Here is a 15,049-nt window from a genome sequence, read left to right as displayed (position 1 = left end):
TGGCGGTACCCGAATGCGGGCCTTATGCGGAAATGCCGAAGAACATGTCTTCGAGCGAGGGTTCGTGCAGGCGCAGGTCCTGCACGCGTGCGCCCAGGGCGGTGAGGGTGGCGATGGCGGCCATCTTGCGCTCGCGCGGGCACTGCAGCTGCAGGCCGCTCGGCGTCTGCGCGGGCTTGACCCCGGTGGCGCCATGCAGGGCGTGCAGCGCGTCGTGGCAGTCCTGGGGCGCGAGGTCGACCTCGATGACCACCGGCAGGCCCGTGCGCTCGCGCAGCTCGTGCACGCTGCCCAGCGCCTGCACCTTGCCCGAGGCGAGGATGGCGAGGCGATCAACGCGCTCCTGCAGCTCGGCCAGGATGTGGGAGGTGATGATGATGGTCACGCCCTGCTGCTGAAGGCCCCGCAGCGTGGCGTAGAAGTCGCGAATCGCCTGCGGGTCCAGGCCGTTCGTGGGCTCGTCGAGGAACAGCACGCGCGGGTTGCCGAGCAGCGCCTGCGCAAAGCCCAGGCGCTGGCGCATGCCCTTGGAATACTCGCGCACCGGGCGCTTGCCGGCGTGGGCCAGGCCCACCTTGTCGAGCATGGCCGCGCAGTCGCCGAGTGGGGCGCCCTTGAGGCGCGCGAAGAAGTGCAGCGTCTCCAGGCCGTCGAGGTTGTCGTAGAGCACCACGTTCTCGGGCAGGTAGCCGAGCTGGCGGCGCGCGGCGCGAAACTGCCGCCCGCCCACGCTGGTGCCGGCCACGAGGATGGAGCCCGCCGTGGGCGCGAGCAGGCCCAGCATCATCTTGAACAGCGTGCTCTTGCCCGCGCCGTTGTGGCCTATGAGGCCGAAGATCTCGCCCTGGGGGATGTCCAGGTCCACGCCGTCGACCGCATGCAGCGCGCCGAAATGCTTGCGCACACCGCGCACCGATATCGCCATGCCCGGCTCACTGGCCGGGGAAATGCTTGCCACGCCACTGACTCCAATCTTGATGGTGGGGGCGCATGCGCGGATGGGGATCGACCACCGAGGGCACACGCAAAACGGGGAACTGCTGGCCCACGAGGCGCAGCGCCTGCACCGCGGGGCTGGCCAGCAGCAGCTTGATGGCCGGGTGGCGCCAGGTCAGGCGGTCCACCATGTCGTTGGCTTCGTACTGCACATCGCCCTGGCCGTCGTTGTTGCGGTCCCAGCCGAGGTAGTTGCTCCAGTAGTTGCCGCGCTGCTGGCCCCAGCGCTCGTCGCGCGCGCCCACGTAGCGCACCTGCTCGCGGTTGGCGATGAAGTCGTTGCCTTCGACCTCGTTGCGCGTGGAGCCGGCCGACAGGTGCACGCCCACGGTGTTGTCCACGACCAGGTTGTCGTTGAGCTTGATGTACTCCACGTCGTAGATGAAGAAACCGCGGTTGTTGCCGGCCACGACGTTGCCCTCGATGACCGAGTCCTGCAGCGTGCGCAGCATGATGCCGTGGTCCGAATTGCCCCAGGCGCGATTGCCGCGCACCACCTGCTCGCGCACCTCCATCAGGGCCAGGCCGCCGCGGTTGTAGTACGTGTCGTTGTCCTCCCACAGGTTGTGGTAGGAGTTCATGTAGTGCGTGCCGTAACGGCTGTGGTGCAGCTTGTTGCCCTTGAACACCGCGTTGTGCGACACGTCCACGTACAGGGCATCACGCACGAAGCTGATGTTGTTGTGGAGGATCTTCGCGCCCCGGGTGTTGTAGAGCTGCACGCCGTTGCCGCGCTGGGGCGAGTCGTACTCGCGCTTGCCGGTGATGGTGTTGTGCTCTATGAGCACGTCGTTGGCCTTCTCTATCCACAGGCCGAAGAGGTTGTAGGTCAGGTCGCAGTGGCGCACGATGGCGCGGTGCGCGCCGGGGTAGAGGTAGATGCCGGCGTTCTGGTCCTTGAGGCTGTCGCCCGAGTCGCGCACGATCAGGCCCTCTATGACCACATCTGGCGCGGTCACGCGGATGGTGTCGCCCTGGTTGCCGCCGCTCACGGTGGGGCGGTCCAGGCCGCGCAGGGTGAGCGGCTTGTCGATCAGCAGGTTGGCGCGGTACTGGCCGCGCGCCACCTCGATGACATCGCCCGGCTGGGCGCGGGCCACGGCTGCGGCGAGGTCGTCGCCGGGGCGCACGCTCAGCGTCGCCGCCTGACAGGCACCGGCGATGCACAGCGCCAAGGCCAGGCTCAAGCGGGACAGGGTCTTCATGCGACCAGCCAGCCCAGCGTCTTGAGCACCAGGAACAGGGCCGCGCCGATCATCAGGTTCTTGAATCCCACGTAACTCATCATGTCCATCACGCCGGCGACGCGGTACTGGTCGCGCCACCACGGGCCATCCTTCACATATCGGCGACCGGACAGGCGGATCAACACCTCGTACACGCTCCAGCCAAACCACCAGCCGATGATAGCGCCCGAGGACATATGCCCCAGGGCCGTCTGCACCCAGGCGATGGTGGCGGCAATGGCGAGTGCGAGACCCGCGATCTGCAGCGCCTTCTGGCTGCGCCAGCCCTCGCGGCTCCAGGGCCAGAGGTGGTCGCGCAGCTCGAGCCACAGCCATTCGATCGGGCCCACATCCTCCTTGTGCGCGGGCAGGGTGCGGTCGGTGGGCATGCGTGGATCGACGCCATCCTTGGCCTTGGGCGAGATCTGGTCCTCCACCTTGGCCGGGTGGATGGGGATGAAGTAGCCGTTCTTGCCTATGGGGGTGATCTCCAGGCCGTCCTTTTCGCGGCGCTTGCGCTCCTTGGCCAGGGGCGGGCAGCCCTTGGTGTCGGTGTAGAGAATCATGCAGTCGAGGCAGTGCAGGCATTCGCGGTGGTCGATGCGGCCGTCGGCGTCGATGGCCTGGGCGCCGCAGCCCACGGCGCAGGCCTTGCAGCTGTTGCAGTCCTGCTTGCGCTTCAGGCCAAACCAGCGGAAGGTGCTGGGCATGGCGAGCGACGCGCCGAGCGGGCAGATGTACTTGCAGTAGGGGCGCTCGATGAAGATGGACACGCCCAGGATGGCGGCCACGAACAGGCCGTAGGGCCAGGCACGGTTCATCACGCCGACGAGGAAGGTGGTCTTGAAGGGCTCGACCTCGGCGAGCTTCTCGGCCAAGCCCATGGAGAACATGGACACGGCGAGCAGGAAGAAGAAGATCGCGTACTTGAGCCACTTCAGGCGGTCATGCCATTTCTGCGGCAGCGCGGTCTGGAAGCGCTTGAGGCCGATCGCCTTGGCGATCTTGAAGATGCCCTCCTGCAGCGAGCCGAACGGGCACATCCAGCCGCAGAACAGGCCGCGGCCGAACAGGAACACCGTGACGATGATGAAGATCCAGAACAGGAAGATGAACGGGTCGGACAGGAACAGCGACCAGGTCCACTGGAACAGGATGGAGTGGAACCAGGTCAGCACCTGGGTGATGGACGGCTGCGCCATGTAGCCAAAGCCGATCCAGAAGATGCTGATGGCCCAGAAGGTGTACTTGAAGCCGTTGACGGGCCATTTGTTCTTGTGCGTGGATAGGCGCGTGAGCTTTTCGCGGAAGGCGTAGACCACGGTCACGGCGACGAGCAGCAGCGCGAACAGGCCGATGGGCATGGCCTGGCTCTTCCAGATGCGCACCCAGGGGGCATCGGGCTCCTCGACCTTGGGGCGGCCTCCTTCGAGCAGTGCGCCGGGCAGCCAGTACTTGGACTCGAACACGGCAAAGCTGCGCTGGCCCGTGGCACGGTCCACGCGGTTGCCCAGGAAGGCGAACTTCCACGGATAGGCGGCCGAGAACGAGTGCGAGCGGATGATGAAGATGGCCGACTCGGTGTAGCGCGGCGCGCCCGCGGCCTCCAGCCCGTAGAGGTTCATCGAATCGAGGTCGCGGAAGGTGAAGGAGTCCGCGCCCTGCTTGACCTGCACGCGGTCGAAGATGCCGCCGCGCACGAAGCCCGAGCCCTTGAACGATTCCTGTCCGGCGGTGCGGATCACGAACAGCGCGCTCTCGCCCTCCTTGAGGCTGGCGCGCAGCCGGTCATGGTTGTACTTGCCCAGCAGGCTCGTGCCCAGGTCGGGGTGGTTGAGGTCGCCGAACCACAGCTCGATGAAGGGCTCGGGGCCGCGCGGAAGGCCTACCTGCTCGGGCTTGACGAGCAGCTGCTGCACCGCGCCCATCTTCACGAGCTGGGCCCAGTCGTAGCCCTGGCCGCTGGCGGCAAAGCGGGCCGGCTCGCGCACCGTGGGCGCGATGATGCCGGTCTGGCGCGCCACGGCCGCGCCCGAGGCCATGACGACCTGGTTCTGCGCGACGACGGTCACCGTGGCGCCGGAGATCGCGTCCACGCCGATGACGTTCTCGTCGGGGCGCGAGGGCCCGACCTCGATGGTGTCGGTGACCGACTTGCCCAGGTATTGGTTGTTGAAATTGATCAGCGCCGATTCGGGAATGCCCAGCAGCAGGATGGGCTCGGAATGCTTGAGCACCTTGATGCCGACGAAATGACCGGCCTTGTCCATGCCGATCAGCGTGACCACGGGCTTGCCCGAGTAGGCCGGCGTGTCGGTGATGTCGGTCGACAGCATGACGTAGCCGAGCAGCTTCTTCTCGGCCGAGTCGTTGTCGTAGGCCTCGACGTAAGGGGGCTGGCCCTTGCGTTCGGAGAAATGCGTGGCGCCCGGAAACACCTCGGTGCAGGGCAGCAGCGAACACATGTCGGGTGTCGTCGCCAGGTTGGCCGGCAGCTCCGCCTCATAGGCGCCGGCGTGGGCGCGGGGCGTCAGCAGGGCCAACGCGATGAACAGGGCAAGACAAAAGGCTGCGAACCGATGACCGAGGGACAACATTACACTATCAATTTAATAGCTTCTAGCGCTTGAAAGGCAAGCGATGGAGGCATATTTGGCTACAAATCTGGGCGCCATCTGCACAGCTGGCGCGCCCCATGCCAGCAGACGCCGTGGAGCTGGCTTTGCCAGGCCACTGGCGTCGTCCCCCTTCCCGCGCGCGCGGCGCGAGAGAAGGGGGAGGCGGCGTCAGCCGCTCAGGGGGATGTTCCCGCTCATGCCTCGACGATCATGCGCGTGCGCATCTCAAGGTGCAGCGCGTGGCAGAACGTGGAGCAGTAGGCCCAGAACACGCCCGGCTTGTCGGCGATGAAGGTCACCGACTTGGTCTCCAGCGGATTGATGACGAACTGGATGTTGTACTTGGGCAGGGCGAAGCCGTGCGTCAGGTCCTCGATCTTGTCCAGGTTGGTCAGGATCAGCGTGACCTCGTCGCCCTTCTTCACCGTGAACTCGCGCAGGCTGAAGGCCGGCGCCTGCGAGGTGAGCTTGACCGTGACCTTCTTGCCGTTGCGGGTGACGCCCGACTCCTTGGCATCCTTGATGGCCAGGGGCGAGTCGTCCAGGTCATAGACCTGCTTGGGCTTGAGGATGTCGCGCTTGAAGATGATGAAGTCGTGCGGCTCGCCGCGCACCGGGTGGTCGGCCAGCAGCACCATCTTCTCGCCCGAGATGTCGATCAGCTGCTCGTTCTCGGGGTGTAGCGGGCCCACGGGCAGGAAGCGGTCCTTGGAGAACTTGCATCCCACGGCCAGGTACTTGCCGTCGGCAGCCTTGGTTTCGGACTGCGAGGCGTTGATGTGGCCGGGCTGGTAGTGCACGTCGATGCGGTCGACCACGTACTTGGCGTTCTTGTCGCCCTTGTGGAAGGCGATGGCCTTCTCCACGTTCCACTTGACGATCTGGCTGTCCAGGAACAGCGTGGTGTAGGCGTTGCCGCGGCCGTCGAAGGCCGTGTGCAGCGGGCCCAGGCCAACCTCGACCTCGGCGACGATGGCGTCGTCGAGCTTCTCCATCTTGCCGTCGAACCAGTCGAGCACCTTGGCCAGCTCGATGGTGGTGGTGGTGGGCGAGAGCTTGCCCGCGCAGATGAAGTACTTGCCGTCGGGCGAGGCGTTCACGCCGTGCGGGTTCTTGGGAACGCTGACATAGGCCACCAGGGCCGTGGCGGCGTCCTTGTTGGCCTCGCGCGTGCCGTCGACCACGGGCACCTTGTTGCCATAGGTCTTGAACTTGCCGGCCTTGACGGCCTCCTCGATGCGCGCCACGTTGAAGAACAGGCAGGCGTCGCGCTCGGCGGACATCATGTCCTCGTAGTGCATGCCGTTCTCGGTGTTGTACTGGTTGGTGGCGGCGAGCTTTCCGTCATACGACGTGGCCACCAGGTCGCAGTTGCCGTCGATCAGCACCTGCCAGCGCACCTCCATGGTCTCGGCGTCGACGCAGGTGAACAGCGAGCGGTATTTCTCGGGCGCGTTCACGTCCTTGCCGTCGTTGGGCAGGGGGATGGCGAACTCGCCACCGCAGAACACGCGCGTGGTGTAGTTGATCGCGGGATCGACCGGGTCGGCCTTGTCCGGGAAGATGCCGTGGAAGCCCTGCACGTTGGGCAGGTCGGTGATCTTGTCGCAGACCATGTAGTCCAGACGGATGCGCGCGATGCGTGCGTTGATCTTGTCGTTGACCCAGGCGTAGCGACCGTCGTAGTTGCCGTCCTTGTACGAGGCGTGCAGGTGGTGCGTGTCGGCCACCGTGTAGCGCAGGCTACCGTCGGCCTTGGTGCCCATGACGGCCTTGGATTCGTTCGTAATGCCCCAGCCCACGAGCGCGTCGGGCACGAAGCAGGGGATGCGGTGGATCTCACGGCCCGAGGGCAGGCCCAGCACGCGCACGTCACCGTTGTGACCGCCGCTCCAGAGGCCGTAGTAGGTGTCGAGCTCGCCCGGCTTGAGGTGAATGCCGGCGGCCGCGCCGCCCGCATGGTCGGCGGCCGGGGCCGGGGCGCTGGGGGCCGCGGGAGCGGCCGCCGGCTTGTCGTTGCAAGCGGCAACGCCCACGGTCAGGCCGGCCAGGGCGGCCGTGTTGATGAAACGGCGACGGCCCATGCCGACGGTCTCATTGCCCAGGTCTACTTTCTTGCTCATGAGGTCCTCTTTCAGGGTGTGTTAAACGGAAATCGGTGGTGGGCCGCGCGCCGGCGGCGGCGCGGCCGTGGGGGAGGGCGCCAGCGCCAGGGACGGCGGCGCAGGAAGCAGATGAGGTGCCGGAAGGCCCGCCCGCGCCTGCGCCAGGGGCGGCGGTGGCGCGCTGCCCAGCAGGCAGAGTGCGCAGTCCGCACCCAGTTGGTCGAGCACGGGATTGCCGGTGCTGGCATGCACCACCATGGTGGTGCCATGGACGCCCGAGCACACCAGCTCCATGCTGCGCGGCTGTGCCAGGGAGGTCACCAGCGCCGCGCCCAGGCTGGCCACGAAGCACGCGACGACCCACCAGCGCAGGAGATGGGAGGTTCGCAGCATGTCCATGGACTCGGTACGGGCTTGGTGTTGTGTGAGGCGCGCCCCGTTTCGGAGGGCGGTTGAATGTTCACTCCAAATGATTCTTTGGATATTGATTTGTATCAACCAAGCAATTCTGGAAACTACCAAACTGACGCCCATGCCAGAAGGCAGGCCCGGCGCATGGGGCGCGGGCTGCGATGCCGGCTGGCTCGGACGAGCAAATACAAGAAAGGCTTTCTCCATGAACAAGACATCCCTCACGATGGTGCTGGCCGCCGCTGCGCTGGCATTGGCCGCCTGCGGCAAGAGCGAGGCGCCCGCAACGGCTCCGGCCCCGGCGCCTGCCGCCGAGGCACCCGCGCCGGCGCCGGCCCCCGCTCCCGCCCCCGCGGCCGAGAACACGGCCGGCAAGAGCGTCTATGGCAAGACCTGCGCCATGTGCCATGCCGCCGGCGTGGCCGGTGCGCCCAAGCCCGGCGACAAGGCCGACTGGGGCCCGCGCATCGCCCAGGGCAAGGACACGCTGTACAAGCACGCCATCGAGGGCTTTACCGGCGCCAAGGGCCAGATGCCCGCGCGTGGCGGTGCCTCATCGCTCAGCGACGAAGACGTGAAGGCCGCCGTGGACTACATGGCCGACCAGTCGGTGTAAGGCGAGGAGTGCGTGCCATGAACAACGGATGGCAAGGCGGGCGGCTGTCGCGCCGGCGCATTGCCCTGGCGCTGCCCCTGCTGGGCGCGGCGGCCTGGGCGCTTCCCGGCATGGCGCGGGCCAGCGGGCCGCAGCGTGCAAGCCGTGACCTCATGGGCACGCGCGTGGACATCGTGGCCGACGGCGCCGATGCGCGTCATCTGCAGGCCGCCATCGCGCAGGCCTTTGCCGAGATGCAGCGCCTGGAGGCCGAACTGAGCCGCTACCGCGCCGACAGCGTGGTGCGGCGCATCGACGAGGCCGCGGGCCGCCACCCCGTGGCGGTGACGCCCGAGGTCATGGCCGTGCTCGAGAGCGCGCAGCATGTCTGGCGCGAGAGCCGGGGCGCTTTTGATCCCACGGTGGGCGCGCTGTCGGGCTGGCATTTCGAGCCGGGGCGGCAGGCCATGCCGGCCGCGGCCGACATCGCCGCCGCGCTGCGCCATGTGGGTGCGCGCCGGCTGCACCTGGATGCGCGCGCGGGCACGGCCTATCTGGCGGAGCGCGGCATGCGGCTCGACCTGGGCGGCATCGCCAAGCTGCCCATCCTGGCCGCGGGTCTGCGCGTGCTCGAGCGCGAGGGCGTGACCAACGCCCTGGTCAACGGCGGCGGTGACGTGCTCGTCAGCGGCAGCCTGCAGGGCAGGCCCTGGCGCGTGGGCGTGCGCGACCCGCGCGCGCCGGCCAGCCTGCTGGGCGTCATCGAAGTCGAGGGCTTTGGCATCGTCGCGTCATCCGGCGATTACGAGCGCGGCTTTGTGCACCAGGGCCGGCGCCTGCACCATGTGCTCGACCCCCAGACCGGCTGGCCCACCGAGGGCGTGCACGGCGTGGCGCTGCTGGCGCGCGATGTGCATGCCGTCAACGGCTGGGGCACGGCGCTCATGGTGCAGGGCATGGAGGCCGTGCCCGCCTGGAGCGCGCGCCACCCCGACGTGGCGGTGCTGGCGGCCAGCGGCGACGGTGCGCTGTGGCAGTCGGGCGGCATGCGCCGGGCGCTCAGGCCCGTGTCTGCTTAGAAAAGAATAGCTGTATGCGCCTGGTGGGCGGCATTCTCAGACCTTCTTGTCGGTGAAACCCATGTCCAGAAGGCGCAGGCAGCTTCTGTATTTGTAGTGCCTACTTGCCCGGGCGCTGCGCCTGAGGGCATTGCACGCGCAGGGGCTCGCGCTCGGCCAGCGTGGCGCCAAAGCGCACGGCGGTCAGGGCGCCGCCCCAGACGCAGCCCGTGTCCAGCCCGAGCACGTCGGGCCGGCTGAACCAGCCCAGCGTGGACCAATGGCCGAAGGCGATCAGCGTGTCGCGCGTGCGCCGCTGCGGCGCGTCGAACCAGGGCAGCAGCCCAGCCGGGGCCTGCGTCGCGCTCTCCGTGCTGTCGAAGTCCATGCGCCCCTCGGGCGTGCAAAAGCGCAGCCGGGTGAGTGCGTTGACGATGACGCGCAGGCGGTCTGCGCCACGCAGCTCGGCGCTCCAGTGATCGGGGCTGTTGCCATACATCCGCTGTAGAAACTCCGGCAACCGCACGCCCGACAGCTGCGCCTGCACCTCGGCCGCAAGATCCAGCACCTCGTCGGCCGACCATTGGGGCAGCACGCCGGCGTGCACGAGCAGCATGTCCTGGCCGCCGTGGTGCACGCGCCGCGCCAGCGGCTGGCGGCGCAGCCAGTCGAGCATGGCCTCGCGGTCGCTCGCCTGCAGAATGCCGTCCAGGGTGTCGCGCCTTGAGGGCGGGCGCACCCCATGTGCCGTGGCCAGCAGGTGCAGATCGTGGTTGCCCAGCAGCACGCCCACGCTGCCCTCCAGTTGCATGCAGCGGCGCAGCACCGCGGCCGAGTCCGGGCCGCGATTGACCAGGTCACCCAGCAGATACACCGTGTCGCGACTGGGCGAAAAGCCGATTTCGGCGAGCAGCCGCTCGAAAGCGCCGCCGCAGCCCTGGATATCACCGATGCAATAAAGTGCCATGTCGATTAGCTCAAGCCATTGATGCGCCGATTGTCGCCCCGTATTTGATGTCCGCGGCGCAGGCAGGACGCGGCTTCCAATCGCAATTCGATACTTGCCTGCGGCGCGTCATGGCAGAAACCATTTGAGTCTGGCGGGAATGCATATCCGGCCCAAGCCTGACCCTGGCGCGGGATGCGCAATGTGCGGGTGATCGCGGGTGTCAGCCAATGCCCCGCCTGTCGTCATAAAAAAATATACGGCGCTTGTAATCAAAGGGGAATTGTTTCAATATAATCCGCAACGTTTATTAATTCTCAACCCACTATTTACCGCTATGACCGCAAGCTACAAAGAGCTCTTGAAGCAGCGCGAAGCGCTTGAGCAGCAGATCAAAGAGGCCAAGCAGCGCGAAATGGCCACCGCCGTCGCACAGGTGCGCGAATTGATCGCCGCCTATGAATTGACCCAGGAGGATGTATTCCCCGTCGGTCGTGCCGGGCGCGCATCGAGCAATGCCGGCGTGAAGGTGGCCCCCAAATATCGCGACCCCGCGACGGGCCAGACCTGGACGGGCCGCGGCAAGCCGCCGAAGTGGATTCAGGACCAGGATCGCGAGAAATTCGCGATTTAATCGACTGACGTGAATGTCCCGCGGCGCGGGATATGTCCGTCAGGGCGGGTGAATACTATGTGTGCACTCGCTGACAGCCCGCCATTGGCGGGCTTTTTGTTTTGGCTTGCCATTATCTGCAGGGGGTATCGGCATCGGCAGAGTGTGCGGGGCGTCAATGCCCCAGGCGGGGATGGGTATTTCCCCGGACATCGGGCGGGCCCTTGATACTCGCCCCGTGGGTATTGTCCTGGCGCATTGGCGTTTGTGATGGGGACTGCCAGAATGGGACGTTGTCGTCTTACTACGGAGTTTCCCCATGGCTGCCACCCCCGCTCATGACTTTGCCTCCACCCTCAAGACCTTCACCACCCCCTCTGGCAAGGAGGGGAGGTTTTTCTCGCTGCCGGCGCTGGCCCAGCAATATCCGGGGGTCAGGCGCCTGCCGGTGTCGATACGCATAGTGCTCGAATCGGTATTGCGCAACTGCGACGGCCGCAAGGTCACGGCCGAGCATGTGCGCCAGCTGGCCCAATGGGGAGCCACGGCGCCGCGCAAGGAGGAGATCCCCTTCGTCGTCGCGCGCGTGGTGCTGCAGGACTTCACGGGTGTGCCGCTGCTGGCCGACCTGGCCGCCATGCGCAGCGCCACCGAGCGCCTGGGCCGCGACCCGAAGAAGATCGAGCCCCTGGTGCCCGTGGACCTGGTGGTGGACCACTCCATCATGGTGGACCACTATGGCAGCAAGCAGGCGTTGCAGCTCAACATGCAGCTCGAGTTCAAGCGCAACCGCGAGCGCTACGAGTTCATGAAATGGGGCATGCAGGCGTTCGATACCTTCGGTGTCGTGCCGCCGGGCTTTGGCATCGTGCACCAGGTCAATCTGGAATACCTGGCGCGCGGCGTGCACCGCGGCGCGGGCGGCGTCCACTACCCCGACACCCTCGTGGGCACGGACAGCCACACCACCATGATCAACGGCATAGGCGTGGTGGGCTGGGGCGTGGGCGGCATCGAGGCCGAGGCCGCCATGCTGGGCCAGCCCGTGTACTTCCTCACGCCGGACGTCGTGGGCGTGGAGCTCACGGGCCGGCTGCGCGAGGGCGTGACGGCCACCGATCTGGTGCTCACCGTCACCGAGCTGCTGCGCAAGGTCAAGGTGGTGGGCAAGTTCGTCGAGTTCTTCGGCGAGGGCACGCGCTCGCTGTCGGTGCCCGACCGCGCGACGATTGGCAATATGTCGCCCGAATATGGCGCGACCATGGGCTTCTTCCCCGTCGATGACAACACCCTGGCCTATCTGCGCGGAACGGGTCGCACCGACGAGGAGATCGAGACCCTGGAGGCCTACCTCAAGGCCCAGGGCCTGTTCGGCATCCCCAATGCCGGGGACATCGACTATTCCCAGGTCGTGCGGCTGGATCTGGGCACGGTCACGCCCAGCGTGGCCGGCCCCAAGCGGCCGCAGGACCGCATCGATCTGGGACAGGTCAAGCAGCAGTTCACGAGCCTGTTCTCCAAGCCGGTGGCAGAGGCGGGCTTCAACCAGGCGAGCGAGCGTCTGCACCTGCGCTATGCGCTGGCGCACCACCACGGCGCCGCGCCAGCCGTGCCTGACGAGCGCCCGGCCGCCGAGGGCACGCCGCGCTTCGAGGCCGAGATGGTGCACAACAAGCCACGCCTGGAGGTCCAGCACATCGACGCGCCCACGCACCCGGCGCCCAGGGGTGCCCAACCGACGGTCGGCAGCGGCGACGTGCTGATCGCCGCCATCACGAGCTGCACCAACACCTCCAACCCCAGCGTGCTGCTGGCGGCCGGTCTGCTCGCCAAAAAGGCTGTCGAGGCGGGCCTCACGGTGCAGCCCCACATCAAGACATCGCTGGCGCCGGGATCGCGCATCGTGACCGAGTACCTGACCGAGACCGGCCTGCTGCCCTATCTCGAAAAACTCGGCTTTGCCGTCGCGGGCTACGGCTGCACCACCTGCATAGGCAACGCGGGCGACCTGACGGCCGAGCTCAACGAGGCCATCACCGGCAACGACCTGGTGTGCGCGGCCGTGCTCTCGGGCAACCGCAACTTCGAGGCGCGCATCCACCCGAACATCAAGGCCAACTTCCTCATGAGCCCGCCGCTGGTGGTGGCCTACGCCATCGCCGGCACCATGCTGCGCGACCTGATGACCGAGCCCCTGGGCCAGGGCAGGCAGGGGCGTGACATCTTCCTCGGCGACATCTGGCCCAGCGCGCAGGAGGTGCAGGAGCTCATGCAATACGCCATGCGCGGCAAGGCCTTCCGCGAGAACTACGCCAAGGTCAAGACCGAGCCCGGCGCGCTCTGGGACCAGATCCATGGCGTGAGCGGCGATGTCTATGCCTGGCCCGCGAGCACCTACATCGCGGAGCCGCCGTTCTTTGCCGGGTTTGCTATTGATAACGAAGCTGCCAGCGCAGCAGGGGCGGGCGCTGAAGGCCAAAAAGATGCCGAATCCGTGCGCGGCGCGCGCATCATGGCGCTGTTTGGCGACTCGATCACCACGGACCATATCTCGCCCGCCGGCTCCATCAAGGAGAGCTCGCCCGCGGGCCAGTGGCTGCTGCGCCATGGCGTCGCCAAGGCGGACTTCAACAGCTACGGCGCGCGCCGCGGCAACCACGAGGTCATGATGCGCGGCACCTTCGCCAATGTGCGCATCAAGAACCTGATGATCCCGCCGCTGGCCGACGGCTCGCGCGAGGAGGGCGGCATGACGCTGTACCAGGGCGAGGGCGCCGAGCGCGGCCGCAAGATGTCCATCTTCGACGCGGCCATGCTGTACATGGCCAGCGACACGCCCACGGTGATCTTCGCCGGCGAGGAATACGGCACGGGCTCGAGCCGCGACTGGGCGGCCAAGGGCACGCAGCTCTTGGGCATCAAGGCCGTCATCGCCAAGAGCTTCGAGCGCATTCACCGCTCCAACCTCGTCGGCATGGGGGTGCTGCCGCTGCAGCTGCACGCGGGTGACTCCTGGGAGAGCCTGGGCCTCAAGGGCGACGAGCGCATCGACGTGCTGCCCGATGCCGCGCTCACGCCGCAGAGCGAGGCGCGCGTCGTCATCCACCGCGCCGACGGTTCAACCCAGGAGGTGGCGGTGACGCTGCGCATCGACACGCCCATCGAGGTGGACTACTACCGCGCGGGCGGCATCCTGCCCTATGTGCTGCGACAACTGTTGACCGACTGAATAGGGCCGATCCGCGCCCATCGGGCCCCTCGGGCGCAGACAATCGGGGGATGCAGAAACAAGTCTTGATAGCGGGCGGCGGCATAGGGGGGCTGGCCGCCGCGCTGGGCAGCGCAAGAGCGGGCTGGGAGGTGCGCCTGTTCGAGCGCGCGCGCGCATTCACCGAGGTGGGCGCGGGCGTGCAGATCGGGCCCAACGTGGTGCGGCGCCTGCAGGCCTGGGGGCTGCAGCGGCCCCTGCAGGCCGTGGCCAGCTTTCCCGAACGTCTGCAGGTGCGCTGCGCGCTCGGCGGCGCCGAGCTCGGCATGCTGCGCCTGGGCGCGACGGTGATCGAGCGCTATGGCGCGGCCTATGCCACCATCCACCGCGCGGACCTGCACGCCATGCTGCTCGACGTGGCGCGCAAGTCCTCCCTGGTGCACCTGAACCTCGAGCACCGCGTGGAGCGCTACGTGGAGCAGGGCGATGCCGTCACGGTGCGCCTCGCGCGTGGCGATGGCTCGACCATGGAGGTCGAGGGCGACGCCCTCATCGGCGCCGATGGGTTGCGCAGTGTCATGCGGGCCCAGCTGCTGGGCGAGACGCCGACGCGCGTCTCCGGCCACCTGGCCTACCGCGCCGCCCTGCGTCAGGACGTGCTGCCCGCGGCGCTGCGCAGCCAGCAGGTCACCGTCTGGCTCGGGCCGCGCCTGCATGTGGTGCAGTACCCGCTGCGCCGCGGCGAGCTGCTCAACGTCGTGGCCATACGCCATGGCCAGGCGCCGGCCGACCTGGACTCCTGGGACCATGGCGCCAATGCGGCCGACCTGGAGACGGCGCTCGCGCACACCTGCACGCCGCTGCAGGACCTGATTCGCGCCGTGCCCCAGTTCGGCGACGGCTGGCGCCTGTGGCCGCTGCTCGACCGGCCGCCCGTTGCCGGTGCGCACCAGATGGCGCGCGGCCTGGTGGCCCTGCTGGGCGACGCGGCCCATCCCATGCGGCCCTATCTGGCCCAGGGTGCGGGCATGGCGATAGAGGACGCGGCGGAGCTCGAGAAGTCTCTTGCCATGCACGACCTGGACGTGTCCCTGTGCCTGCGCCGCTACGCCCTCAACCGCTGGCAGCGCAATGCCCGGGTGCAGGCGCGCTCCGAGCGCAACGGGCGGATCTTCCATGCCAGCGGCCCGGTGCGCTGGGGGCGTGATCTGGCCATGCGCCTGGGCGGGGAGCGCCTGCTCGACCAGCCCTGGCTGTACGGCGGATGAGCGCG

General features: G+C 67.5%; 11 protein-coding genes. 5 read left to right on the top strand and 6 right to left on the bottom strand.

The annotated features are described in order from the left end of the window. Positions 1-22: 22 nt before the first annotated feature. The 5 genes from ABUE11_RS10980 to ABUE11_RS10960 form a co-directional block, all read right to left on the bottom strand. A complete protein-coding gene (locus ABUE11_RS10980) occupies positions 23-925 on the bottom strand; it encodes an ABC transporter ATP-binding protein (RefSeq protein WP_367068804.1) in 903 nt (300 codons plus the stop codon). 7 nt (positions 926-932) lie between these two features. Next, complete coding sequence (locus ABUE11_RS10975; protein ID WP_367065361.1) at positions 933-2,201, bottom strand: nitrous oxide reductase family maturation protein NosD; 1,269 nt, start codon at positions 2,199-2,201, stop codon at positions 933-935. Further along, a complete protein-coding gene (locus tag ABUE11_RS10970; protein ID WP_367065360.1) occupies positions 2,198-4,819 on the bottom strand; it encodes a 4Fe-4S binding protein in 2,622 nt (873 codons plus the stop codon). The genes ABUE11_RS10975 and ABUE11_RS10970 overlap by 4 nt, the downstream gene beginning before the upstream one ends. A gap of 215 nt (positions 4,820-5,034) precedes the next feature. Further along, the gene (gene nosZ, locus ABUE11_RS10965) at positions 5,035-6,963 is read right to left on the bottom strand and encodes a TAT-dependent nitrous-oxide reductase (protein ID WP_367065359.1); all 1,929 of its coding nucleotides are present in this window, start codon (positions 6,961-6,963) and stop codon (positions 5,035-5,037) included. Between the two features lie 21 nt (positions 6,964-6,984). Further along, on the bottom strand, positions 6,985-7,338 hold the full coding sequence (locus ABUE11_RS10960) for a hypothetical protein (protein ID WP_367065358.1): 354 nt from the start codon (positions 7,336-7,338) through the stop codon (positions 6,985-6,987). Between the two features lie 223 nt (positions 7,339-7,561). Between ABUE11_RS10960 and ABUE11_RS10955 the strand changes: the two genes are divergently transcribed. After that, positions 7,562-7,972, top strand: a complete 411-nt coding sequence (locus ABUE11_RS10955; RefSeq protein ID WP_367065357.1) for a c-type cytochrome — start codon at positions 7,562-7,564, stop codon at positions 7,970-7,972. Positions 7,973-7,989: 17 nt separating this feature from the next. Beyond that, positions 7,990-9,030: an FAD:protein FMN transferase gene (locus ABUE11_RS10950; protein ID WP_367065356.1), complete on the top strand. Its 1,041-nt coding sequence runs from the start codon at positions 7,990-7,992 to the stop codon at positions 9,028-9,030. Positions 9,031-9,130: 100 nt separating this feature from the next. Here the strand turns inward: ABUE11_RS10950 and ABUE11_RS10945 are convergent, their stop codons facing one another. Then, positions 9,131-9,976 carry a symmetrical bis(5'-nucleosyl)-tetraphosphatase gene (locus ABUE11_RS10945; RefSeq protein ID WP_367065355.1) on the bottom strand — a complete coding sequence of 282 codons (846 nt, stop codon included), beginning with the start codon at positions 9,974-9,976 and terminating at the stop codon, positions 9,131-9,133. A 316-nt stretch (positions 9,977-10,292) separates the two neighbouring features. On the opposite strand from ABUE11_RS10945, the gene ABUE11_RS10940 reads away from it, so the two are divergent. From ABUE11_RS10940 to ABUE11_RS10930, 3 genes are all read left to right on the top strand, one after another. Next, the gene (locus tag ABUE11_RS10940; protein ID WP_367065354.1) at positions 10,293-10,589 is read left to right on the top strand and encodes an H-NS histone family protein; all 297 of its coding nucleotides are present in this window, start codon (positions 10,293-10,295) and stop codon (positions 10,587-10,589) included. A gap of 298 nt (positions 10,590-10,887) precedes the next feature. Further along, positions 10,888-13,797 (top strand): aconitate hydratase, encoded by a 2,910-nt coding sequence (locus ABUE11_RS10935; RefSeq protein ID WP_367065353.1) that lies wholly within the window; start codon positions 10,888-10,890, stop codon positions 13,795-13,797. 50 nt (positions 13,798-13,847) lie between these two features. Beyond that, positions 13,848-15,044, top strand: coding sequence for an FAD-dependent monooxygenase (locus ABUE11_RS10930; protein WP_367065352.1), 1,197 nt, complete (start codon positions 13,848-13,850; stop codon positions 15,042-15,044). Positions 15,045-15,049: the final 5 nt, after the last annotated feature.

It is taken from the genome of Oryzisolibacter sp. LB2S, assembly GCF_040732315.1.
GTDB lineage: Bacteria > Pseudomonadota > Gammaproteobacteria > Burkholderiales > Burkholderiaceae_C > Alicycliphilus > Alicycliphilus soli.
Note: the sequence above shows the minus strand (reverse complement) of the source record. Positions and strands in the feature narration are given on the sequence as shown.